This is a genomic window from Nocardia thailandica NBRC 100428, from assembly GCF_000308795.1.
Taxonomy (GTDB): domain Bacteria; phylum Actinomycetota; class Actinomycetes; order Mycobacteriales; family Mycobacteriaceae; genus Nocardia; species Nocardia thailandica.
The window spans coordinates 26,857-48,566 of sequence record NZ_BAGK01000049.1; the positions used below are offsets into that span (position 1 = coordinate 26,857).

24 protein-coding genes are annotated in these 21,710 nt (G+C 71.4%); 13 read left to right on the forward strand and 11 right to left on the reverse strand.

Features of this window, described 5'->3' with window-relative positions:
• The first annotated feature begins 50 nt into the window (after positions 1–50).
• On the forward strand, positions 51–848 hold the full coding sequence (locus tag ON36_RS05345; protein ID WP_043648359.1) for a biotin--[acetyl-CoA-carboxylase] ligase: 798 nt from the start codon (positions 51–53) through the stop codon (positions 846–848).
• A gap of 49 nt (positions 849–897) precedes the next feature.
• On the opposite strand, the gene ON36_RS05350 is transcribed toward ON36_RS05345, so the two are convergent.
• Positions 898–1,860, reverse strand: coding sequence for an acyl-ACP desaturase (locus tag ON36_RS05350; protein ID WP_043648483.1), 963 nt, complete (start codon positions 1,858–1,860; stop codon positions 898–900).
• A gap of 131 nt (positions 1,861–1,991) precedes the next feature.
• On the opposite strand from ON36_RS05350, the gene ON36_RS05355 reads away from it, so the two are divergent.
• From ON36_RS05355 to ON36_RS05365, 3 genes are all read left to right on the forward strand, one after another.
• Positions 1,992–2,522, forward strand: coding sequence for a PH domain-containing protein (locus tag ON36_RS05355; RefSeq protein WP_043648362.1), 531 nt, complete (start codon positions 1,992–1,994; stop codon positions 2,520–2,522).
• Between the two features lie 40 nt (positions 2,523–2,562).
• Complete coding sequence (locus ON36_RS05360; protein WP_043648365.1) at positions 2,563–3,273, forward strand: response regulator transcription factor; 711 nt, start codon at positions 2,563–2,565, stop codon at positions 3,271–3,273.
• A gap of 112 nt (positions 3,274–3,385) precedes the next feature.
• A complete protein-coding gene (locus ON36_RS05365) occupies positions 3,386–4,696 on the forward strand; it encodes a sensor histidine kinase (RefSeq protein ID WP_043648368.1) in 1,311 nt (436 codons plus the stop codon).
• Between the two features lie 44 nt (positions 4,697–4,740).
• On the opposite strand, the gene ON36_RS05370 is transcribed toward ON36_RS05365, so the two are convergent.
• Positions 4,741–5,277, reverse strand: a complete 537-nt coding sequence (locus ON36_RS05370; protein WP_043648371.1) for a GtrA family protein — start codon at positions 5,275–5,277, stop codon at positions 4,741–4,743.
• A gap of 87 nt (positions 5,278–5,364) precedes the next feature.
• Between ON36_RS05370 and ON36_RS05375 the strand changes: the two genes are divergently transcribed.
• The 4 genes from ON36_RS05375 (at position 5,365) to ON36_RS05390 (ending at position 9,125) form a co-directional block, all read left to right on the forward strand.
• Positions 5,365–6,543, forward strand: a complete 1,179-nt coding sequence (locus ON36_RS05375) for a 5-(carboxyamino)imidazole ribonucleotide synthase (protein WP_157224796.1) — start codon at positions 5,365–5,367, stop codon at positions 6,541–6,543.
• Between the two features lie 25 nt (positions 6,544–6,568).
• Positions 6,569–7,078, forward strand: coding sequence for a 5-(carboxyamino)imidazole ribonucleotide mutase (gene purE, locus ON36_RS05380; RefSeq protein WP_043648377.1), 510 nt, complete (start codon positions 6,569–6,571; stop codon positions 7,076–7,078).
• A 57-nt stretch (positions 7,079–7,135) separates the two neighbouring features.
• Complete coding sequence (locus tag ON36_RS05385; protein ID WP_043648380.1) at positions 7,136–7,795, forward strand: TetR family transcriptional regulator; 660 nt, start codon at positions 7,136–7,138, stop codon at positions 7,793–7,795.
• Between the two features lie 172 nt (positions 7,796–7,967).
• Complete coding sequence (locus ON36_RS05390) at positions 7,968–9,125, forward strand: acyl-CoA dehydrogenase (RefSeq protein WP_043648383.1); 1,158 nt, start codon at positions 7,968–7,970, stop codon at positions 9,123–9,125.
• 250 nt (positions 9,126–9,375) lie between these two features.
• Here ON36_RS05390 and ON36_RS05395 read toward each other — a convergent pair whose 3' ends face one another.
• The 3 genes from ON36_RS05395 to ON36_RS05405 form a co-directional block, all read right to left on the reverse strand.
• On the reverse strand, positions 9,376–9,702 hold the full coding sequence (locus tag ON36_RS05395; protein WP_043648386.1) for a hypothetical protein: 327 nt from the start codon (positions 9,700–9,702) through the stop codon (positions 9,376–9,378).
• Positions 9,703–9,898: 196 nt separating this feature from the next.
• A complete protein-coding gene (locus tag ON36_RS05400) occupies positions 9,899–10,183 on the reverse strand; it encodes a GNAT family N-acetyltransferase (RefSeq protein ID WP_043648389.1) in 285 nt (94 codons plus the stop codon).
• Positions 10,184–10,222: 39 nt separating this feature from the next.
• Complete coding sequence (locus tag ON36_RS05405) at positions 10,223–11,596, reverse strand: FAD-binding oxidoreductase (RefSeq protein ID WP_245557916.1); 1,374 nt, start codon at positions 11,594–11,596, stop codon at positions 10,223–10,225.
• A 228-nt stretch (positions 11,597–11,824) separates the two neighbouring features.
• Here ON36_RS05405 and ON36_RS05410 point away from each other — a divergent pair, with 228 nt between their 5' ends.
• Complete coding sequence (locus ON36_RS05410) at positions 11,825–12,130, forward strand: hypothetical protein (protein WP_043648392.1); 306 nt, start codon at positions 11,825–11,827, stop codon at positions 12,128–12,130.
• A 52-nt stretch (positions 12,131–12,182) separates the two neighbouring features.
• Positions 12,183–12,692 (forward strand): GtrA family protein, encoded by a 510-nt coding sequence (locus tag ON36_RS05415; protein ID WP_052313679.1) that lies wholly within the window; start codon positions 12,183–12,185, stop codon positions 12,690–12,692.
• Here ON36_RS05415 and ON36_RS05420 read toward each other — a convergent pair.
• Genes ON36_RS05420 through ON36_RS05430 form a run of 3 tightly spaced genes read right to left on the reverse strand, consistent with a single transcriptional unit; the run spans position 12,685 to position 14,641 of the window.
• The gene (locus ON36_RS05420; protein ID WP_043648396.1) at positions 12,685–13,350 is read right to left on the reverse strand and encodes a Type 1 glutamine amidotransferase-like domain-containing protein; all 666 of its coding nucleotides are present in this window, start codon (positions 13,348–13,350) and stop codon (positions 12,685–12,687) included. The genes ON36_RS05415 and ON36_RS05420 overlap by 8 nt on opposite strands.
• Entirely contained in the window at positions 13,350–14,192 is an 843-nt protein-coding gene (locus tag ON36_RS05425; RefSeq protein WP_043648399.1) for a maleylpyruvate isomerase N-terminal domain-containing protein, read from the reverse strand. The genes ON36_RS05420 and ON36_RS05425 overlap by 1 nt, the downstream gene beginning before the upstream one ends.
• Positions 14,192–14,641, reverse strand: a complete 450-nt coding sequence (locus ON36_RS05430) for an HIT family protein (protein ID WP_043648402.1) — start codon at positions 14,639–14,641, stop codon at positions 14,192–14,194. The genes ON36_RS05425 and ON36_RS05430 overlap by 1 nt, the downstream gene beginning before the upstream one ends.
• A 195-nt stretch (positions 14,642–14,836) precedes the next feature.
• Between ON36_RS05430 and ON36_RS05435 the strand changes: the two genes are divergently transcribed.
• From ON36_RS05435 to ON36_RS05445, 3 genes are read left to right on the forward strand one after another with little or no spacing between them, the layout of a single operon-like run.
• Positions 14,837–15,955 (forward strand): Re/Si-specific NAD(P)(+) transhydrogenase subunit alpha, encoded by a 1,119-nt coding sequence (locus ON36_RS05435; protein WP_043648406.1) that lies wholly within the window; start codon positions 14,837–14,839, stop codon positions 15,953–15,955.
• Entirely contained in the window at positions 15,955–16,257 is a 303-nt protein-coding gene (locus ON36_RS05440; RefSeq protein WP_043648409.1) for an NAD(P) transhydrogenase subunit alpha part 2, read from the forward strand. The genes ON36_RS05435 and ON36_RS05440 overlap by 1 nt, the downstream gene beginning before the upstream one ends.
• A 17-nt stretch (positions 16,258–16,274) precedes the next feature.
• The gene (locus ON36_RS05445; RefSeq protein ID WP_043648411.1) at positions 16,275–17,696 is read left to right on the forward strand and encodes an NAD(P)(+) transhydrogenase (Re/Si-specific) subunit beta; all 1,422 of its coding nucleotides are present in this window, start codon (positions 16,275–16,277) and stop codon (positions 17,694–17,696) included.
• Between the two features lie 73 nt (positions 17,697–17,769).
• On the opposite strand, the gene ON36_RS05450 is transcribed toward ON36_RS05445, so the two are convergent.
• The 3 genes from ON36_RS05450 to ON36_RS05460 all read right to left on the reverse strand — a co-directional run bounded on the left by ON36_RS05450 (position 17,770) and on the right by ON36_RS05460 (position 21,641).
• Positions 17,770–19,350: an MFS transporter gene (locus ON36_RS05450; protein WP_245557918.1), complete on the reverse strand. Its 1,581-nt coding sequence runs from the start codon at positions 19,348–19,350 to the stop codon at positions 17,770–17,772.
• 57 nt (positions 19,351–19,407) lie between these two features.
• Positions 19,408–20,727 carry an MFS transporter gene (locus ON36_RS05455; RefSeq protein ID WP_043648415.1) on the reverse strand — a complete coding sequence of 440 codons (1,320 nt, stop codon included), beginning with the start codon at positions 20,725–20,727 and terminating at the stop codon, positions 19,408–19,410.
• A gap of 77 nt (positions 20,728–20,804) precedes the next feature.
• Complete coding sequence (locus ON36_RS05460) at positions 20,805–21,641, reverse strand: Rossmann-fold NAD(P)-binding domain-containing protein (RefSeq protein ID WP_043648417.1); 837 nt, start codon at positions 21,639–21,641, stop codon at positions 20,805–20,807.
• Between the last annotated feature and the right edge of the window lie 69 nt (positions 21,642–21,710).

Below are 21,710 nucleotides of genomic sequence, written 5' to 3' on the forward strand. Positions count from 1 at the left end.
GCCGCCCCGACTGTCGTTGTGCAGGGCGTTCTCCGGGTAGCGTTCCGGAAATGGACAGGCCCCCACTCGATGCCGAACTCCTGCGCCGCAACCTCGGCGCAACCACCCCCGTGTTCTACGACCGGATCGATGTCGTGGCGTCGACCGGGTCGACCAACGCCGACCTGATCGCCCGCGCCACCGCCGACCCGCACGCCGATCGCCAGGCCCTGCTGGCCGAGACCCAGGAGCACGGCCGCGGCCGGCACGCGCGGACCTGGGTGAGCCCGCGCAACGCGCAGATCGCGCTCTCGGTGCTGGTCCGGCTGCCGGGGATCGCGCCCGACGCGCTGGGCTGGCTACCGCTGCTGACCGGCGTCGCGGTGGTCGACGCGCTGCGCGGGACCGCCGGGGTCGACGCGGTGCTGAAGTGGCCCAACGACGTCCTGATCGGCGGGCGCAAGGTGTGCGGCATCCTGGCCGAGGTGGCCGAACCGGGCCCGCGGCCCGCCGTCGTGGTCGGCGCGGGGATCAACGTCAGCCTGACCGAGGACGAGTTGCCCGTGCCGCACGCGACCTCGCTGCTGCTGGCCGGGGCGACCGAGACCGATCGCACCCTGCTGGCCGAGTCCGTCCTGACGGCCTTCGGCCGCTGGTTCACCGCCTGGGAGCGGGCCGGTTGGGCCACCGCCGACCTGGCCGTCGCCTACCGCGAACGGTGCGCGACCATCGGCGCGGAGGTCCGCGCGGAGCTGCCCGGCGGGAGCACGCTCCTCGGCACGGCCACCGGCGTCGACGACACCGGGCGTCTGCTCATCGGCGACCAGGCCGTCTCGGCGGGCGACGTCACCCACCTGCGCCCGGCCTGATCCGATCCCGGACGGGGTCGGTCGTCACGGTGACGCCGGCCCCGAAGGCTCAGCCGACGGGGACGGCCCGGCGTTCGGCCAGCTGACGCTCGCGCGCGAGCATCCGGTCGCGCTGCTCCTCGAAGCGGACCACGTCGGCTTCCAGCTTCTCCAGGAACGCGCCCAGCTCCTCGCGGGCGGCCTCGCCGCGCGGCCCGAAATCGGTGCGGCCGAAGATGTTCCACTGCTTGAGCACCGGCCGCACCACCTCGTCGAGGTGCTGGCGCAGGTCGTAGATGCCGTGCTTGGCCATGAGCACGCCGTTGCGCCGCCAGTTGGGCATCCCCGCGCCGGGCATCTCGAAATTGGTGAGCACCTTGGTGATCGCGGGCATGGCCTGATCGGGGACGAGGTCGAGCGCCGCCCCGCACAGCGTGCGGTAGAAGATCATGTGCAGGTTCTCGTCGGTGGCGATGCGCTGCAGCATCCGATCGGCGATCGGGTCGTCACAGACCCTGCCGGTGTTGCGGTGGCTGACCCGGGTGGCCAGTTCCTGGAAGGTCACGTAAGCCACGTTGACGAGGAAGCCGCCCCAGTCGGCCGGCGCGTGCGCGCCCTGGGTCATGTGGATCATCCGCGCCTGTTCGAGGGCGACCGGGTCGACGCCGCGGGTGACCACCAGGTAGTCACGCATCACGATGCCGTGGCGGTTCTCCTCGGCGGTCCAGCGTCCGACCCAGGTGCCCCAGGCGCCGTCCTGGGAGAAGTTGGCCGCGATCTCGCGGTGGTAGGAGGGCAGGTTGTCCTCCGTGAGCAGGTTGGTGATCATGGCCGCCTTGGCGACCTCGTTGAGCTTGGATTGCCCGGGCTCCCAATCGATTCCGCCCATGGCGGCGAAGTTGCGGCCCTCGCCCCACGGGACGTAGTCGTGCGGGTGCCATTCCTTGGCCATGGACAGATGCCGGTTGAGATTGGCTTCGGCCACCGGCTCCAGGGCGGTGAGAATGTCGAGCTGAGTCAGATCCTTGGTCACGCGAGCCTCCACTGTCGGGGGTTCCAGCAAGCGAGCTATCGGGTCGAACCTGGCGTCTGGCGCGGAAACAACAGTATCGCCCCGGTCGTGGCAACCGGAAATACCGTGTCCGGAAGGGGTATTCTGCGCGCATGGGTTATCCGGAGGACGTGCTCGCGCCCGAGGAACAGCTGATCCTGCATCGGCACCCGCATTGGAAGATGCTGGTGTGGCCGGTGGTCACACTGATCGCCGCGACCGCGATCGCCGGTTTCCTCGGGGGGCTGATCTGGCGCAACGCCGAGGGGCACACCCGCACCGTGCTGCTGATCCTGCTCGGCCTGATCTACGCGGGCGTGATCGCCTGGCGGGTGATCGGCCAGGTGATCGGCTGGAAGTCAACCCATTTCATCGTCACCGACCGGCGGGTGCTGGTCCGCCAGGGCGTGCTGACGCACACCGGCATCGACATCCCGCTGAGCCGGATCTCGAGCGTCCAGTTCCGGCACGGCGTCTTCGACCGGATGCTGGGCACCGGCACCCTCATCATCGGCTCGTCCTCGGACGAACCGCTCGAATACGACGACATCCCGCAGGTCCAGCAGGTGCACTCGCTGCTCTACCACCAGGTGTTCGAGGTGGACCGGCCGCGCGGCGATGCGCACTGGGGCGGCTATCGGTGAGGTGCGCGCCCCGGCACCGCCGGGTCCGTAATCTGGGGGCATGACCGCTGTACTGCTGGCCGAAGACGACGAGGCGATCGCCGCGCCCCTGTCGCGCGCGCTCGGCCGCGAGGGCTACACCGTCACCGTCGAACGGTTCGGTCCCGCCGTACTGCGCCGCGCCCTCGAAGGCGACCACGACCTGCTGATCCTCGACCTCGGCCTGCCCGGGATGGACGGCCTCGAGGTGTGCAGGCAGGTGCGGGCCAGCGGCGCCGACCTGGCCGTGCTCATGCTGACGGCGCGCACCGACGAGGTGGATTTCGTCGTCGGTCTCGACGCGGGCGCCGACGACTACGTCGGCAAGCCGTTCCGGCTGGCCGAGCTGCTCGCCCGGGTGCGGGCGCTGTTGCGCCGCAGCGGGATCGGCGACGACGCGGTGGAGGTCGGCGGGATCCGCCTCGAGTCCGCCGCGCGCCGGGTGCTGGTCAACGGAGCCGAGGTCAACCTGGCCAACAAGGAGTACGAGCTGCTCAAGGTGCTCATGGACCGGGCGGGCCAGGTGGTGCCCCGCGAGACCATCCTGCGCGAGGTGTGGGGCGACGCCGACCTGCGCGGATCCAAGACCCTGGACATGCACATGTCCTGGCTGCGCCGCAAGATCGGCGACGAGGGCCCCATGGCCGAGCGCCGGATCGTGACGGTCCGCGGCGTCGGCTTCCGGCTCAACTCCGACGGACCGGTCAAGCCCGGAGGAGGGAGCGGAGCATGACCACGCAGGGCTCCGGTCCGGCGGCATCCGGCGCGGGCGGACCGGTCAAGCCCGGAGGAGGGAGCGGAGCATGACCACGCAGGGCTCCGGTCCGGCCGGGCGGCGCTGACCCGTGCGCCGTCGGATCCTGCGGTCCATTCTCACCGTGCTCACGCTGACCACGGTGGTGCTCGGCGTGCCGTTGATCTACACCGCCTGGCTGTGGGTGGAGGACATCACCCGCAACGACCTGAAGTCCCGGCTGGATCGGATGGCGGCGGAGATGCTCGTCCAGGAGGGCGCCGACGGCACCGTCGGCAACGTGCTCGAGCTGCACGCGCTCAGCGCGCTGGTCCCCGAGGGCGGCAGGTTGACGGTGATCTATCCCTCGGCCCAGCACAACGCCGCCCGGGTCGACATCGGCGTCGACACGGTGCCCGATCCGCTGGTGGAGTCGCTGTCGATGGGGATGGAGGGGTCGTTGCGGCTGGAGGTGCCGTCGGCGCCGATGCACGCCCGCCAGCGGCAGGCGGTCGCGGTCGTCGGGCTGGCGGTGCTTGCCTCGCTGGGCGCGGCCCTGTTCGTCGCGGTGCTGACCGCGCGCCGGGTGGCCGACCCGCTGCGCGACGTGGCGGCGCGGGCGGCCCGGCTGGCGATGGGCGACTTCCGGCCCGACCCGCGCAGGCACGGCATCGCCGAGCTGGACCGGGTCTCCGACGTGCTCGACTCGGCGACGGTCGAGATCGCGGGCCGGCTGCAACGCGAGCACGCGCTGGTCGCCGACGTGTCCCACCAGCTGCGCAGCCGCCTGACCGCGGTGCGCCTGCGCCTCGACGAGCTGTCCACCCACGCCGACCCCGAGGTGGTGCACGAGGCCGAGGAGGCGATGGCCCAGGTCGACCGGCTCACCGACGCCATCGACGACCTGGTCCGCGCCTCGCGGGACGAGGACGCCGCCGACCGCGATCCGGTGCCGGTGATGGCCGAGCTGCGCGGGGTGGTGGCCGAGTGGCGGCATCCGTTCGCCGAGGCGGGGCGCGATCTCGTGCTCACCGGCGACGACTCGCTGCGCGCCCCGGTCACCGGTTCCCGGCTGCGCGAGGCGGTCGCGGTGCTGGTCGACAACGCCCTCATGCACGGGGGCGGCACGTGCACGGTCTCGGTGCGCACCGCGCGGACCCTGTCGGCGCGCTATCCGCTGGTGTGCGTGGAGGTCGCCGACGAGGGCGACGGCGTCCGCGACGAGCTGGCTCCCCACATCTTCGACCGGGGGTTCTCGGCGGGAGGGTCGACCGGCGTCGGTCTCGCCCTGGCCAGGGCCCTCATCGAAGCCGACGGCGGCCGCCTCGAACTCCAGCGCCGCAGGCCCGCCCTGTTCGCGGTCTTCCTCGGCGCGAAGAACAACGTCCGCCCCACGACCGGGGCCCTACCCGAACCTCGCTGACGCACCCTTCCGACGTGACCGGGGACCCGCGGCCCCGGCCGCCGTCAGTGCAATTTCTCCTCTTCGACCAAGTTCTCGAACTCGGCCACGATCTCGTTCATCTCGTCCGGGAAGACCCACCGGCGCATGGCCCAGAAGCGGAACGCCATCTGCAGGAAGTTGCCGATGACGAAGGCGCTCACGAAGTCGGCGATGTTCTCGACCAGGAAGCTGACGTCGGGTTGGCGCAGGTCGAGCACGTAGCTCGATATCCACAGCGGGATGTTGCTGAGGATCACACCGATGCCGCTGACCCCGAAGAACAGCAGCGCCTCGTGGTGGCGCTCCCGTCCGCCGCGGTTCTTGAACGACCACTCACGGTTGAGGATGTAGGAGGCGATGACGGCGATGACACCGGAGATGATCTTGGCGGTCACCGGCTTCTCGGCCAGCACCGTCCATTTCAGGAAATAGAAGATCCCGCTGTCGATCACGAAGGTGGTCGCGCCGACGATGGCGAACTTGATCAGCTCCTTGTGCCGGTACGCGAGTTCGCGCAGGCTCGGAGGTAGGACGCTGACCGCGTTGTCGACGAAAGACACAGCGACCGAGTGTACCGGTCGCGGAAATGCTGATTCGACATGACAGAATTCCACGACGTGAGTGCTCGTTCGTTCGATCCGTCCGCGATGCCCACCGTCACCATGATCGGTGGTGGTCAGCTCGCGCGTATGACCCATCAGGCCGCGATCGCCCTCGGACAGCGCCTGCGGGTGCTCGCCGAGCGCCCCGAGGACCCGGCGGCCCAGGTCAGCCCCGATGTGGTGTTCGGCAGCCACACCGACCTGTCCGCCCTGCGCAAGGCCGCCGTCGGCTCGCACGCGCTGACCTTCGACCACGAACACGTGCCGACCGAGCACCTGGAGGCGCTGGTCGCCGAGGGTGTGAACGTGGCCCCGCCGCCGCAGGCGCTGGTGTTCGCCCAGGACAAGCTGGCCATGCGGGTCAAGCTGTCGGAGCTGGGCCTGCCGGTGCCCGCGTTCACCGAGGTGACCGCGCCCGCCGACGCGATCGCCTTCGGCGACGAGCACGGCTGGCCGTTCGTCCTCAAGGCGGTGCGCGGCGGCTACGACGGCCGCGGCGTGTGGATGCCCGCCGACGCCGCCGAGGCCGAGCGCCTGGTGACCGACCAGCTCGCGCACGGGGTGCAGCTGCTGGCCGAGGCGAAGGTCGACCTGAGGCGGGAGCTGTCGGCGATGGTGGCCCGCTCGCCGTTCGGGCAGGCCGCGACCTGGCCGGTGGTGGAGACCGTGCAGCGCAACGGCCAGTGCGCCGTGGTGATCGCGCCCGCGCCGGAACTGCCCGAGGAGCTGGGTCACGAGGCCGAGAGCATGGCCCTCGAGCTGGCCGCGGGGCTCGGTGTGGTCGGCGCCATGGCGGTGGAGCTGTTCGAGACCCACGACGGCCGCCTGCTGGTCAACGAGCTGGCGATGCGCCCGCACAACTCCGGGCACTGGGGCATGGACGGTGCCCGCACCGGCCAGTTCGAGCAGCACCTGCGCGCCGTCCTGGACTACCCGCTGGGCGACACCAGCCCGCTGGCCCCGGTGACGGTGATGGCCAATATCCTCGGTGCGGCGCAGGCCCCGGCGATGTCGATGGACGAACGCCTGCACCACCTGTTCGCCCGCCTGCCCGAGGCCAAGGTCCACCTCTACGGCAAGGGCGAGCGCCCCGACCGCAAGATCGGCCATGTCAACGTCCTCGGCGACGACGTCGCCGAGGTACGGGAGAAGGCCGAGCGCGCCGCGCACTGGATGTCGCACGCGGTGTGGACCGACGGCTGGGACCCGCACGGCGCCGCCTGATCCCCCACAGCAAGGATTGTCACGAATGAGCGAGAACAACGGCCCCCAGGTCGGCCTGATCATGGGCAGCGACTCGGACTGGCCGACCATGGAGGCCGCCGCCGAGGCGCTGGCCGAGTTCGGTGTCCGCTTCGAGGTCGGCGTCGTCTCCGCGCACCGCACCCCCCAGCGCATGCTCGACTACGCCAGGGACGCGGCGGGCCGCGGACTGAAGGCGATCATCGCGGGCGCGGGCGGCGCCGCCCACCTGCCCGGCATGGTCGCCTCCGCGACGCCGCTCCCGGTCATCGGCGTCCCCGTCCCGCTGAAGTACCTCGACGGCATGGACTCGCTGCTCTCGATCGTGCAGATGCCCGCGGGTGTCCCCGTCGCCACCGTCTCCATCGGCGGCGCCCGCAACGCGGGCCTGCTGGCCGTCCGCATCCTCGCCGCCCACGACGAGTCCCTGCGCGCCCGCATGGAGTCCTTTCAGTCCGGCCTCGAACAGATGGTCCTCGACAAGGACGAGGCCCTGCGCCGCACCCTCCTGGGCTGAGCGCGCGTATCGGGGTCGCCCGGCGTGCCGGGCGGCCCCGATGGCTACCGTTGACCCGTGGCACACGACGACGCAGGGCAGTTCCGGCTGGCCGTGGTGGATCAGGCGCTGCGGCTGTTCGCCGAGCAGGGGTACGAGGCGACCAGCGTGGACGAGATCGCCGAGGCGGCGGGGATCTCACGGCGCACCTTCTTCCGGCAGTTCCGGTCCAAGGAGGACGTGATCTTCGCCGATCACGAGGCCCAGCTGGCGCTGGCGCAGGAGTCCCTTGCCCGGGCGGCGGGTGACCCGTGGGACGCCGTGTGCGAGACCGTGGCGGAGGTGTTCGAGCGGTTCACCCAGTGGCGCGAGATCGCGGCCCGGCGGTATCAGGTGGTGCGCAAGGTGCCCGCGCTGCGCGAGCGCGAGATCGTGACCGTGTTCCGCTACGAGCGCCTGTTCACGGATTTCCTGCGCGCGCGGCTGCCCGAGGTGCCGGACCTGGCGCGGGTGCAGTTCACGGCGGCGGTGACCGCCACGCACAACTATCTGCTGCGCCGGATGGCCAGGGGCGAGGCCGCGGCCACGCCGCAGGACCTGCGGGCCGAGCTGGCGCGGATCCCGCGCGGGCGCCGTCCCGGCGCCGGGGGCGACGACCTGGTCGTCGCGGTCTTCCCCCGGGACATGCCCGCCCACGAGCTGTCCGATCTGCTCACCAGCCGTCTCGGTAATCTGTGAGCGTCGCCACCCGATGGCCGGGACCGATCATCGGGCCGTGACACTGAGTGCCACCGATGTATGCCCATGTGGCGGGTCGAGCACGGGCGTATACTGACGATCGATTGGCACTCAGTGCCGATGTAATGCACGCTGACACGCACAGCGATCACGACAACCAGGAGTGTGCCCGATGGCGGGAAACCCCGATTTCGCCCTGTTCCAGCTCGAGGACTTCCACGATGAGCTCCGCGCGGCCATCCGTGGCCTGGCCGAGAAGGAAATCGCGCCCTACGCCAAGGACGTCGACGGCAACGCCCGGTTCCCCGAGGAGGCGCTGACCGCCCTCAACGCCGCCGGCTTCAACGCCGTGCACGTGCCCGAGGCGTACGGCGGCCAGGGCGCGGACTCCGTCGCCACCTGCATCGTGATCGAGGAAGTCGCCCGCGTCTGCGGTTCGTCCTCGCTGATCCCGGCCGTGAACAAGCTGGGCACCATGGGTCTGATCCTGAACGGCTCCGAGGAGCTGAAGCAGAAGGTCCTCGGCGACCTGGTCGAGGGCAAGATGGCCTCGTACTGTCTGTCCGAGCGTGAGGCGGGCTCCGATGCCGCCTCCATGCGCACCCGCGCCAAGGCCGACGGCGACGGCTGGATCATCAACGGCTCCAAGTGCTGGATCACCAACGGCGGCAAGTCCGAGTGGTACACCGTGATGGCCGTGACCGACCCGGAGAAGGGTGCCAACGGCATCTCCGCGTTCATGGTGCACAAGGACGACGAGGGCTTCGTCGTCGGCCCGCTCGAGCACAAGCTCGGCATCAAGGGTTCGCCGACCGCCGAGCTGTACTTCGAGAACTGCCGCGTCCCCGGCGACCGCATCATCGGCGAGCCCGGCACCGGCTTCAAGACCGCGCTGCAGACCCTGGACCACACCCGCCCGACCATCGGCGCGCAGGCCGTCGGCCTCGCCCAGGGCGCCCTGGACGCCGCGATCGCCTACACCAAGGACCGCAAGCAGTTCGGCAAGGCCATCGCCGACTTCCAGAACACCCAGTTCATGCTGGCCGACATGGCGATGAAGGTCGAGGCCGCCCGCCTCATGGTCTACACCTCCGCGGCCCGCGCCGAGCGCGGCGAGAAGAACCTCGGCTTCATCTCCGCCGCCGCGAAGTGCTTCGCCTCCGACGTGGCCATGGAGGTCACCACCAACGCCGTCCAGCTCTTCGGCGGCGCCGGCTACACCACCGACTTCCCGGTCGAGCGCATGATGCGCGACGCCAAGATCACCCAGATCTACGAGGGCACCAACCAGATCCAGCGCCTCGTCATGAGCCGCCAGCTCCTGCGCTGATCGCCTCCCTCGACGCGGAACACCGTGGGCCCCGGCAGTTCTCCTGTCGGGGCCCACGCTCGTCCTCGGCCGGCCTCGGGAGCGGCGGTCGCGCCCCGCGGAAAGCGGTGGCACCCAGCGGGACTCGTGCGCCCCGGATGCCCGCGCCCGCGCACAGCCGTGCGCCTCGGTGCCCGCGCCCCGCGCACGGCCCGTGATGCCCGCCGGGCGACGGCCGCGCCGGGGCGTGGGCCGAGCCCCGCGTCCGGCGTCAGGGCCTGCGGTACCGGTTGGCCACGACGGCGCCGACGATCAGCACCGTGGCCAGCAGCGCGCGTTTCCAGAGCCGGATGACGGCCTGGTCGAGGACGATCCCGAGGCAGTCCGCGCACGTGGTCGCCTCGGCGATCGCCATGCGGTCGTGGACGAGGGCCGGGTCGCTGAGGATCTCGTCGAGGCGGAGCCCGGCGACCGCCTGTTCGTGGGTGAGGCGGTACTCGGGCAACCAGCCGAGCCGCCAGTGGCCGTCGGGCCCGAGGGTGGCGCGTTCGGGGGTGCGATCGCTGCCGATCGTCCGGTCCGTGTGGAAGATCGCCATCGGTGCCTCCTTCGGGGGCTGGCTTTCCTTCCTTCCCACCACGGTCCAGGAAAAGCGCCGAACACGCCAGATGGCAATTGCCTGGTTAACCGTCTACCATGCGCGCCGTCTCGCCCTCAGCAGTGACGATGGGTGGCGCGGGCGCGGCAGCCGCGCGCCGCGCCGTGGCATCAGCTACGGCCGGGCATTGCCCCGCTCAGTGCACCAGTTCCGCGTACTCCGGGTGTTCCTGGATGTACTTGTCCACGTACCAGCACGTCGGGATGACCTCGTAGCCCGCGGTGCGGGTGTCGTCGAGGGCGTACCGGACGACCTGGCCCGCCACGCCCCGGCCCCGGAACTCGGGGAAGGTCATCGTGTGGTGGAAGTCGCGGACCTTGCTGTCCTCGCGCTCGGCGTAGTCGGCGTAGCCCGCGAGGACGTCGTCGAGATAGATCTCGTACCGGGTGTCGGCGACGTTGTGTTCCAGCCTGGTGCTCATACCCGAATCAAACCATCCCGGCCGCGGCGGTGTTCCGCGCTACAGGATCGCGCCCGGATTGAGGATGCCGGTCGGGTCGAGGGCGTGTTTGATGCGCCGGGTCAGCTCCATGACGTCGGGGCCGACCTGATCGGGCAGCCAGGCCTTCTTCAGGCGCCCGACGCCGTGCTCGCCGGTGATGGTGCCGCCGAGCGCGATGGCCAGGTCCATGATCTCGCCGAACGCGCGGTGGGCGCGCGCGGTGTTGTCGGGGTCGGTGGGGTCGTGGACGATCAGCGGGTGGGTGTTGCCGTCGCCGGCGTGGGCGATCACCGACACGATGACGTCGTTGCGTTCGGCGACCGCGGTGATGCCCGCGACCAGGTCGCCGAGGCGGGGCAGCGGGACGCCGACGTCCTCGAGCAGCAGCGGGCCGATCTTCTCCACCGCGGGGATGGCGTAGCGGCGCGCGGCGGTGAAGGCCTCGCCCTCGGCCGCGTCGTCGGTGGCGAAGACCTCGGTGGCCCCGGCCTTCTCGCACGCGGCGAGCATGATCTCGGCCTCGCGGGCGGCGTGTTCGCCGGGCGCGTCGGAGCGGGCGACGAGCAGCGCGGCGGCGGTGCGGTCCAGACCCATCCGCAGCTCGTCCTCGACGGCGTTGACGGCCACGGTGTCCATGAACTCGAGCATGGCGGGCCGCAGCTGCCCCGTGATGGCCAGGATGGCGTCGGTGGCGGCGGTGAGGGTGCCGAAGGTGGCCACGACCGTGCTCTGCGGCGGCTGGGCGGGCAGGAGGCGCAGGGTGAGTTCGGTGATCACCCCGAGGGTGCCCTCGCTGCCGACGAACAGTTTGGTCAGCGACAGCCCGGCGGAGTCCTTGAGGCGCGGGCCGCCGAGCCGGACGGCGGTGCCGTCGGCGAGGACCACCTCCATGCCGAGCACGTAGTCGGTGGTGACCCCGTACTTCACGCAGCACAGCCCGCCCGCGTTGGTCGCCGCGTTGCCGCCGATCGAGCACATCTCGAAGGACGAGGGGTCCGGCGGATACCAGAGCCCGTGCGCGGCAACGGCTTTCTTGACCTCGGCGTTGAGCAGGCCGGGCTGGACCACGGCGGTGCGGGTGACCGGGTCGACGGTGATCTCGCGCATCCGCTCGGTGGTGAGCACCAGCCCGCCGTCCACGGCGGTCGCCCCGCCGGACAGGCCGGATCCCGCGCCGCGCGGCACCACGGGCACCCCGCGCGCGTGCGCCCAGCGCAGGGTGGCCACGACGTCGGCCGTGGTCGCCGCGCGCACGACGGCGCGGGGGGTCCCGGCGTCGGGGTCGCGGGCCCAGTCGTGCCGGTAGCCCTCGAGCAGGTCCGGATCGGTGAGCACCGCACCGTCGGAGACGGTCGCGATCAGGTCGGTGAGGTCGGCAGGAGTCGGCACCACACGTACCACGCTATCGGCCGTCGCCGGGATGTGTGTCCGAACAGTACGGTTTCCGCATAGCTGTGATTTGGCGCGCCGAGTTGGTGTATACGGCGTCCACCTGGTCACAATGCCTGAGAAGGGTGTAGTGCTTCGCGCACCCGGTGTTTCGAGTTCTGCTCCACGGGTGCGCCCTCGCGCATCAACCGCGCCGCGCATCGCGGCCACGAGATTCGCAGGAGGACACCGATGAGGGAGACGCAGTCCCGCCGGGACCTGATCGGGGCGCTGCTGGCCGCCGAGTACCTCGACGCGGGCGTCGAACCCGAGGCCATGACGTCGATCCACCGGGGCGACCACGACGAGTGGCTGTCGGCGGTGGAGACGACCGGGGTGTTCGGGGTGCGCGCGCTGGCCGAGATCGCCGCCGAGTGGGCCGCCGACCCGCGCGTGCTGCGCGACGCGGTGCTCGCCGAGGCCGACGAGTTCACCCGCCGCCGCTGCCTGGCCGCGTGGGCGGCGCTGGAGGCCGGTCCGGTCGCGGCGGTGCGCTAGCCGGACGCCGGCTGCTCACCTGGCCGTCACCTTCCGCTGGCACGCTGGCCCCGTGCAGCAGGGCAGTCTCAGCGCGGCGGCGGACCGGTTCTCCCAGTGGTGCGCGGCGTTCGTCGCGCGCCTGCCCCTCGGCCTCGACCGGCTGATCGCGCCGACCTTTCTCGGCTTCGCGGTCATCAACGGCTTCACCTTCGCGGTCGACCTGCTGTTGCTGACCGCGCTGCACAGCGGCCTCGGCCTGCCGATCTGGCTGTCGGTGACCGTCGCCTACGTCGCGGCCTTCGGGCTCAGCTTCCTGCTCAACCGCACCTTCAACTTCCACTCCCACGCGCCGGTCGGCCGCCAGGCGGTCGTCTACGCGGTGGTCGTGCTGATCAACTATCTGGCGTTCATCCTCGGTGTCGGGTCGGGCCTGACCGCGCTCGGCGTCGAGTACCACCTCGCCCGCCTGCTCGCGGGCGCCTGCGAGGCGGTGTACATGTACGCCGCCATGCGCTGGATCGTGTTCCGCGGCAGGGGTTCCGGCGCGGTGGCGATCCCGGAGCGGGCGGGCGTCAACTGACGGGCCGGGTGCCGGGCCGTCCCCGCAGCACCTCGGGCGGGCCGCCGTCGACGAGTACGACGTCGTCGTCGGTCAGCGCCCAGTACGGCACGCCCTCGGTCGCGAAGCGGCGGGCGAGGACCGGCGCGTGCCCTTCGGGATCGGTGGGGGAGTCGAGGTGGACGACGAACCGGTGATCCACCAGACCCAGCCCGTCCCACCGGGTTTCGGTGCCGGTCGCGGGCAGGACCTCGGCGGGGTCGTCGGAGTCCTCCAGCCCGTGCAGGGAGGGGCCGAGCAGCACCGCGCCCGCGCTGTAGCCGGCGTAGGCGAGCGCGTCCTCGGCCAGCAGCGTCGCGAGCACGGCGTCGGCTCCGCTGGTCGCGAATCGGGCCCGCAGCACGAACGTGTTGCCGCCGCGCACCCAGACGGCGGGGAACCGCCGCAGGGTCCGTTCCAGGGCGGCCGGGCGGCCGGTGTACTCGCGCAGGTCGACCACCTCGGGCGCGTAGCCGAGCTCGCGCAGCGGCCGCACGTCGCTGGTCACCGCCGCCTGCCACTGCCGCGGCCACGCGTCGCAGGCGTTGGCGATCACCGCGATGGGCCCCGGCCCGCCGGTCAGCCGGACGAACCGGTCGCGGAAGGCGCCGAAGCGATACGACGCGAGGAAAAGCCGCATCAGATGGTGAAGGCCAGCGACCTGATCAGCCGCTCGCCGAGGGCGGTGTCGCCGGACAGCGCGTAGGCGCCGGGGTGGGCGTCGACGGTCGTGCGGCCGCCGCGGAGCCGGGCGAACAGGCCCGAATCCAGGGTGACGACCGCGGCCGGCTCGGCGTCGACGAGGTCGATCAGCGCGCCGCGGCCCTCGCGGACCCCGACCCACACCTCCCGCCGGAGCGGGCCGGTGAGTTCGAAGCCGACGACCGTGTCGTCCGGCGTGCCCGCGCCCTTGACCACGGCCCGCCCCAGGCCCGCGGTGAGCTCGTCGAAGGCCGCCTCGGCCCGGGCGCCGCCCTCGTCGACCGAGCGGCCGAGCCCGTCGGCCAGGTCGAGCTGGTGCATCCAGCAGTCGAACAGCCGCACCCGCATGAAGCGGGCGTAGGGCACCTGCCCGATCGGGGAGACGGTCGGCTCGCTCCACGCCTGGTCGTCCATGCTTGCCAGGACCGCGCGCCTGCGCTCGGTGACCTCGTCGTAGAGCGCGAGCAGCCGCGCGCCCGAGAGGGGGCGCAGCCGGTCGACCCAGATCTCGTTGAGCATCGCGACCTCGTTGCGCACGTGCGGCAGCGACCGCAGGTCGGTCTTGGGGCGCAGCGGGTCGTGCGGCGGCGGCTTCTCCCCGAGCAGCCAGGATTCGGTGCCGACGACGTGGGCGACCACGTCGTGGATGGTCCAGCCGGGCAGCGGGGACGGTGCGCGCCAGGCGTTCTCGTCCAGATCGGCGACCAGGGCGGCGATCGCCTCCCACTGCTGGGCCAGCAGGTCGGTGAGACGCTCGCGGTCGGGAATCCGGTCGGGCATCAGTTGGCTCCTTCGTCCTCGGCGGCGTCGAGCGCGGTCAGCCCGGCCCGGATGGCGGCGGCGGTGGACGCCGGATCGTGCGGGCGGCGCAGCAGGAAGCCCTTGGCGAAGGACAGCTTGTCACCATGCCTGCGCGGCACCACGTGCAGGTGGACGTGGCCGACCGTCTGGAAGGCGGCGACGCCGTCGTTGAGGATGAGATTGGCGCCGTCGCCGTCGAGTCCGCCGTAGCGCACCGCGCGGGCCAGCCGGTGCCCGGTGCGGAAGATCCGGGCACCCAGTTCCGGGTCGAGGTCGTCGAGTTCCCCGGCGTGGATCCGGGGCACGATCAGGGTGTGTCCCCGGGTGATGGGGCGGATGTCGAGGAAGGCGCACACCGCGTCGTCCTCGTAGACCTTCGTCGCCGGAGCTTCGCCTGCCACGATCCGGCAGAAGACGCAGTCGTTCACGTGCTGAACCTTACGGATCGGACCCGGTCCGGGGCTATCGGGTGATCGGACGGGGTGATCTGTGACGGGCGTCTCCACCACGCTCACGACCGGCCGGGTACAGTTGCGAGGATTTTCGGCCTCACCTACCAGCCAGTAGGTGAGGTCTGCCAGTTATGCCGGGCTCCAAGCCAGCACGAGAAGGAAGTCTGACTAGTGGAGACAACGCACAACGGGGGCGACGCGACGCCCCGCGGGGCGCGTGTCGGAGTCGTTCGCGAATCCGGCACGGGTGAACGCCGCGTCGCATTGGTACCCAAGATCATTCCCACCCTGCTGAAGCAGGGCGTCGACGTGATCGTGGAATCCGGTGCGGGCCTACACGCGCTGATCCCCGACTCCGCCTACGAGGAGGCCGGGGCCACCATCGGTGATCCGTGGTCGGCCGAGGTGGTCGTCAAGGTCGCCCCGCCCAGCGACGCCGAGGTGGCGAAGCTGTCCTCCGGGCAGACGCTGATCGGGTTCCTCGCCCCGCGTAACGCCGACAACCAGATCGGCGCGCTGAAGGCCGCCGGTGTGCAGGCTTTCGCGGTCGAGGCGATCCCGCGCATCTCGCGCGCCCAGGTGATGGACGCGCTGTCCTCGCAGGCCAACGTCGCCGGCTACAAGGCCGTGCTGCTGGCCGCCTCCGAGTCGACCCGCTTCTTCCCCATGCTCACCACCGCCGCGGGCACCGTGAAGCCGGCGACCGTGCTGGTCCTCGGTGTCGGTGTCGCCGGCCTGCAGGCGCTGGCCACGGCCAAGCGGCTCGGCGGCCGCACCACCGGCTACGACGTGCGTCCCGAGGTCGCCGACCAGGTCCGTTCGGTCGGCGCGCAGTGGCTGGATCTGGGCATCGACGCCGCCGGTGAGGGCGGGTACGCCCGCGAACTCACCGAGGACGAGAAGGCCCAGCAGCAGAAGGCGCTCGAAGACGCCATCAAGGGCTTCGACGTCGTCATCACCACCGCGCTGGTCCCGGGCCGCCCGGCCCCGCGCCTGGTCACCGCCGCCGCGGTGGAGGGCATGAAGCCCGGTTCGGTGATCGTCGACCTGGCCGGCGAGACCGGCGGCAACTGCGAGCTGACCGAGCCCGGCGAGATCGTCGTCAAGCACGGCGTCACCATCGCCTCGCCGCTGAACCTGCCCGCCACCATGCCCGAGCACGCGAGCGAGCTGTACTCCAAGAACATCGCCGCCCTGCTGGAACTGATGCTGGTCGACGGCAAGCTCGCGCCGGACTTCGGTGACCAGGTGCTCGCCGATTCCTGCGTGACCCGTGAGGTGGAGGCCTGATGTACACCGAACTCCTCGCGAACATCGCGATCCTGGTGCTGTCCGGGTTCGTCGGCTTCGCGGTCATCTCCAAGGTTCCCAACACCCTGCACACCCCGCTGATGTCGGGCACCAACGCCATCCACGGCATCGTGGTGCTCGGCGCGCTGGTGACGCTGGGCAACGTGAAGGACCCCTCGATCCTGGTCCAGATCATCCTGTTCGTCGCCGTGGTGTTCGGAACCCTGAACGTCATCGGCGGTTTCGTGGTCACCGACCGGATGCTCGGCATGTTCAAGGGCAAGAAGAAGGCGGCCGAGTGATGCATGCCACAGACAACATGACCTACCTGGTCAACGGCCTCTACATCGTGGCCTTCTCGCTGTTCATCTACGGCCTGATGGGCCTGACCGGCCCGAAGACCGCGGTGCGCGGCAACCAGATCGCCGCCGTCGGCATGGCGATCGCCGTCGTGGCGACGCTGATCTCGGTCCGGCACGCGGAGCTGATCAACTGGATCCTGATCGCCGCGGGCCTGGTCGTCGGTGTGGCGCTGGGTGTTCCGCCCGCGGTGCGCACCAAGATGACCGAGATGCCGCAGCTGGTCGCGGCGTTCAACGGTGTCGGTGGTGGCACGGTCGCGCTCATCGCGTGGGCCGAGTTCATCGACAGCTCGGGCTTCTCCGCGCTGGAGGAAGAGCCGAACATCCACATCATCATCGGCTCGCTGTTCGCCGCGGTGATCGGTTCGGTCTCGTTCTGGGGCTCGATCATCGCCTTCGCCAAGCTGCAGGAGATCCTGTCCGGCAAGCCGATCGGCATCGGCCGGCTCCAGCAGCCGCTGAACCTGCTGCTGCTGGTCGGCGCGGTCGCCTGCGCCGTGGTGATCGGCCTCGGCGCCGACAACGGCGGCGTCTCGCAGCTGTGGATGATCGCCCTGCTGGTGCTGGCCGGCGTGCTCGGCCTCATGGTCGTGCTGCCCATCGGCGGCGCGGACATGCCGGTCGTCATCTCGCTGCTCAACGCGCTGACCGGCCTGTCGGCCGCGGCCGCGGGTCTGGCGCTGAACAACACCGCGATGATCGTGGCGGGCATGATCGTCGGCGCGTCCGGCACCATCCTGACCAACCTCATGGCCAAGGCCATGAACCGGTCCATCCCGGCCATCGTCGCCGGCGGTTTCGGTGGTGGCGGCGGCGCCGCGGCCGGTGGCGCGGGCGGCGAGCAGAAGCAGGCCAAGGCCACCTCGGCGGCCGACGCCGCGATCCAGATGGCCTACGCCAACCAGGTCATCGTGGTGCCCGGCTACGGCATGGCCGTCGCCCAGGCCCAGCACGCGGTCAAGGAGATGGCGGCCCTGCTCGAGGCGCGCGGCGTCGAGGTCAAGTACGCCATCCACCCGGTCGCGGGTCGGATGCCCGGCCACATGAACGTGCTGCTGGCCGAGGCCGAGGTGTCGTACGACGCCATGAAGGAGATGGACGACATCAACGGTGAGTTCAACCGCACCGATGTCGCCCTGGTCATCGGCGCCAACGACGTCACCAACCCGGCGGCCCGCGAGGATTCGGCGAGCCCGATCTACGGCATGCCGGTGCTCAACGTCGACCAGGCCAAGAACGTCATCGTGCTCAAGCGCTCGATGAACTCCGGCTTCGCCGGCATCGACAACCCGCTGTTCTACGCCGACCACACCTCCATGCTGTTCGGCGACGCGAAGAAGTCCGTCGGCGCGGTCACCGAGGAACTGAAGGCGCTGTAGCGGTTTCGTCCGCCCTGCGCGAGAGGCCCTGTCGTTCTCTTCCGAGAACGGCAGGGCCTCTCGGCTTCTGCGGTCAGCCCGCGTCGGCGGGCGCGTCCTGCGGCGCGGCCGAGTTCGGTGCGGGGAGCTTGCGCAGCAGCGTGAGCACCAGGGCCGTCGCGACCAGGGTGAGGCCGATGGCGACCACCGAATTCACCTGCAGCGCACGGGTGAACGCCTCCCGTGCCAGCGTGCCGAGGTCGGTGCCGAACTCGCCTGGCAGGGCCGCCGCGACGTGCAGGGCGCCCGCCAGAGTGTCGCGGGCGGCGGCGTCGGCGTCGGCGGGCAGGCCCGCGGGCAGCGTGTCGTCCATGCGCGCGCGGTAGACGGCGGTGCCGATGCTGCCGATGACGGCGACGCCCAGCGCGGTGGAGAACTCCTGGCCGGTCTCGGAGATGGCCGAGGCCGCGCCCGCGCGGGCGGGGTCGACCGCGCCCACGATGAGGTCGATGCCGAGCACGAACATCGGGCTCAGCCCGAAGGAGAAGACGATGGACCCGAGCACGATCAGCGGTAGGTCGCCCGCGCCGGAGAGCTGGGTGAACAGCAGATAGCCGCCGCAGGCCACCAGCAGCCCGCTCGCCATCAGATACGCGGGCCGAACGTGTGGCGCGATCGCGCTGACGACCCCCGCGGCGATCACCATCGCGCCCGCCTGCGGCACCGACCACAGCCCCGCCTCGAGCGCGGACAGGCCCAGCACCAGCTGGGTGTACTGGGTCAGCAGCAGGAACAACCCGCCCATGGCCAGCATGGTCACCATCAGCGCGGCCAGCGATCCGCTGAACCGCACGTTGCCGAACAGGCCGAGGTCGATCAGCGGATCGGCGATCCGCCGCTGGCGCAGCACGAACAGCACGCCGAGCACCACGCCGACCAGCCCGATCAGCGCCGGTTCGAGCGCCACGCCGCCCTTGGCGAGTTCCTTGATGCCGTAGATGACCCCGATGACCGCGAGCAGCGACAGCGCGGCGCCGATCACGTCCAGCTTTCCCGGCGCCGGGTCCTTGTACTCCGGCAGCAGCAGCGGGCCGGTGACCAGCAGCAGCGCCATGGCAGGCACCGCGACCAGGAACACCGAGCCCCACCAGAAGTGTTCGAGCATGGCCCCGCCGACCAGGGGGCCGATCACCATGCCGACCATGAAGCTGGTCATCCACACGCTGATCGCGGTGGTGCGCTGGCGGTCGTCGTGGAACATGTTGCGGATGAGCGCCAGCGTCGAGGGCATGAGGGTGGCGCCCGCGATGCCCAGCAGCGCCCGGGTGCCGATGAGCATGTTCGCGGTCGTCGAATAGGCGGCCAGGATCGAGGTGACGCCGAAGGCGAGCGCGCCGATCATCAGCAGCTTGCGCCTGCCGATCCGGTCGCCGAGCGTGCCCATGGTGATCAGGAACCCGGCGACGAGGAAGCCGTAGACGTCCAGGATCCACAGCTGCTGGGAACTGCTGGGCGAGAGCGCCTCGCTGATCTGCGGCAGGGCCAGGTACAGCACGCTCAGATCCATGGAGATCAGCAACGTCGGCAGCGTGAGCACGGCCAGCCCGGCCCACTCCCTGGCACCGGCCCTCGGCTCGGGCCGGGTATGGGCGGGCTCCGTCGGTGTGGTGGTCACCCGACCGACGGTACCGAGCATCACCGACAGTTCTCGACAGGTTTTCGGGCGGACCGCTCAGCCCGCGGGGGCGGGCGGCGCGACCACGTCGGCCCGCCAGGCGCACAGCAGGACGAGGACCAGCGGCACGATCAGGGCGGCGGTCAGCGGGACGAGCACGGTGAGCCAGCCGATCACGGCCGGGCCCGCGAGCAGCCCAAGGTACCCGACGGTGAAGACCTTCGACATGTCGGTCGCCGCCGTCGCGGTACCGAGATTGCCCGCGGCGGTGAAGATCTGGGGGACGCCACCGGCGATGCCGAAACCGCAGAGTGTCCAGCCGAGCAGGCTCGTGATCAGCCACGGCGAGGCCACCACCAGCGCGAGGCCCGCCGCGGCGAGCAGGCTGCCGTAGCGCACCATCGCGACCCGGCCGATGGCGCCCGCGACCCGGTCGGCGCCGAACCGGCCCAGCGTCATGGCCGCCGAGAACGCGCCGAACGCCAGCGCCGCGGTCGCCTCGGAGGTGTTCAGGTGGCCGCGGACCTGCAGCGCGCTCCAGTCGGCGGCGGCGCCCTCGGTCAGCAACAGGACGAACGCGATCGCGCCGAGCGCGAACACCTTGCGGGAGTGGGCCCGCGCCTCGGGCCCGTGTGCACGGTCATGGGCCGGGTCGCCGCCGCCGGACCCGCGACCGGCCTCCGGCGCGGGCCCCGGCGTCGCGCCCGGTTCCCCGGCCGGGCGGGCGGGGGATTCCGGTCCGGCGGGCGAGGTCGGCCCGGGTGTATCGCCCGCGGGCCCCGGGACGTCGATGGTCGCGTGTGGGGTACCCGTCGGCAGCAGCCGGGGCACGAGGACGGTCGTGGCGAGCAGGCCGGCGGCGCTCGCGCACAGCACCGTGACCCGCAGGTCGACGCCCGCGTGCTGGGCCGCCCAGCCGACCAGCGACCCGGCGAATCCGCCGCCGGAGAACATGGCGTGGAAGGCCGACATGATCGGCCTGCCGTAGGCCCGTTCCACCAGGACCGCCTGGGTGTTCATCGAGACGTCGAGCGCGCCGTTGGCCAGGCCGAACACCGCCAGTGTCAGCCCGAGCGCCACCGGCCCGCCCGCGAACCCCGGGCCGAGCACCGCCACCGACACCCCGCCCGCCGCCAGCGCGACCAGCGGCCTGCTCCCGAACCGGTCCGCCGCGGGCCCGGCGGCGCGCATCCCGATCAGCGCGGCCCCGGCCAGCACGAGCACGAACATGCCGAGCAGCTCGGCCGATACCCCGGTCCGGTCGGTGATCGCCGGGATGTGGACCACCCACATGGCCAGCAGGAATCCGTTCAGCGTGAACGTGGCGAACACCGCGGCCCGTGCCGCCCGGTACCGGGAATCGACCTTCGCGTCCACTCCTCGACGGTACCGGGGCCCGCGGCGGGCGCCGGGCGGTTCGCGCCGCGCCGAGCGAAAAGCGTTGCCGCCGAACGTCAGTTCCGCCACACGCCGGTCGCCGCGGTCTGCGTCGCGTACTCGGCGAAGTCGCGGGGCGCGCGGCCGAGCGCCTGCCGGACACCGTCGGCGGGCGCGGAGTTGCGCCCGTCGAGCACCGTGCCGAACAGGTAGTCGAGCAGGTCGACGACGTCGGCCGGCATCTGGTAGTCGGTCAGCGCGGCCACGAACTCCGGCCGGGTGACGGGGACGAAGGCGATGTCGCGCCCGGCGGCCGCCGCGATCTCGCCGACGGCCTCGGCGAAGGTCAGCGCCCGCGGCCCGGTCAGCTCGTAGACCCGCCCGTCGTGCCCGCCCGCGAGGGCGGCGGCCGCGACCTCGGCGATGTCGTCGGCGTGCACGAACGGTTCGGGCACGTCCCCGTTGGGCAGGGCGACGGTGCCCGCGCGGATCTCGTCGAGGAACGCGCCCTCGCTGAAGTTCTGCGCGAAGAAGCTGCATCGGACCACGGTCCAGGCCAGGCCGGAGTCCCGGACGGCCTGTTCGCAGGCGAGGGCCTCGGGTTCGCCGCGCCCCGACAGCAGCACGATCGAGCGCACCCCGGCGGCCCGCGCCGTGGCGGCGAAGTCCGCGATGATCTCGGGTGTCCCCGGCACCGCGAGGTCGGGCTGGAAGGCGAGGTACACCGAGGAGACGCCGGCCAGCGCCGGTCCCCAGGTGCCGCGATCGGTCCAGTCGAACGGGATCGGGGCGGTGCGGGAGCCGACGCGGACCGGGTGTCCGGCGGCCCGCAGCAGCGCGGCGACCCGGGAACCGGTCTTGCCCGTGCCGCCGGTGATGAGGGAAAGTTCCTGGTGGTCAGTGTTTTTCGTCATGCATCGAGTACACCGCCCGCCCGCCCGGACCGACATCGTCGAGCCGCTCGTCCGCATGCGCCCGCGTCT

Bases quoted from the DNA above. Each gene is read 5' to 3' on its own strand.
- ON36_RS05360 (WP_043648365.1), top strand. From the start codon at position 2,563: ATGACCGCTGTACTGCTGGCCGAAGACGACGAGGCGATCGCCGCGCCC.
- ON36_RS05420 (WP_043648396.1), bottom strand. From the start codon at position 13,350: ATGCGGCTTTTCCTCGCGTCGTATCGCTTCGGCGCCTTCCGCGACCGG.
- ON36_RS05445 (WP_043648411.1), top strand. From the start codon at position 16,275: ATGACCTACCTGGTCAACGGCCTCTACATCGTGGCCTTCTCGCTGTTC.
- ON36_RS05390 (WP_043648383.1), top strand. From the start codon at position 7,968: ATGGCGGGAAACCCCGATTTCGCCCTGTTCCAGCTCGAGGACTTCCAC.
- purE (WP_043648377.1), top strand. From the start codon at position 6,569: ATGAGCGAGAACAACGGCCCCCAGGTCGGCCTGATCATGGGCAGCGAC.
- ON36_RS05395 (WP_043648386.1), bottom strand. From the start codon at position 9,702: ATGGCGATCTTCCACACGGACCGGACGATCGGCAGCGATCGCACCCCC.
- ON36_RS05425 (WP_043648399.1), bottom strand. From the start codon at position 14,192: ATGCCCGACCGGATTCCCGACCGCGAGCGTCTCACCGACCTGCTGGCC.
- ON36_RS05345 (WP_043648359.1), top strand. From the start codon at position 51: ATGGACAGGCCCCCACTCGATGCCGAACTCCTGCGCCGCAACCTCGGC.
- ON36_RS05460 (WP_043648417.1), bottom strand. From the start codon at position 21,641: ATGACGAAAAACACTGACCACCAGGAACTTTCCCTCATCACCGGCGGC.
- ON36_RS05410 (WP_043648392.1), top strand. From the start codon at position 11,825: ATGAGGGAGACGCAGTCCCGCCGGGACCTGATCGGGGCGCTGCTGGCC.
- ON36_RS05440 (WP_043648409.1), top strand. From the start codon at position 15,955: ATGTACACCGAACTCCTCGCGAACATCGCGATCCTGGTGCTGTCCGGG.
- ON36_RS05375 (WP_157224796.1), top strand. From the start codon at position 5,365: ATGCCCACCGTCACCATGATCGGTGGTGGTCAGCTCGCGCGTATGACC.
- ON36_RS05355 (WP_043648362.1), top strand. From the start codon at position 1,992: ATGGGTTATCCGGAGGACGTGCTCGCGCCCGAGGAACAGCTGATCCTG.
- ON36_RS05400 (WP_043648389.1), bottom strand. From the start codon at position 10,183: ATGAGCACCAGGCTGGAACACAACGTCGCCGACACCCGGTACGAGATC.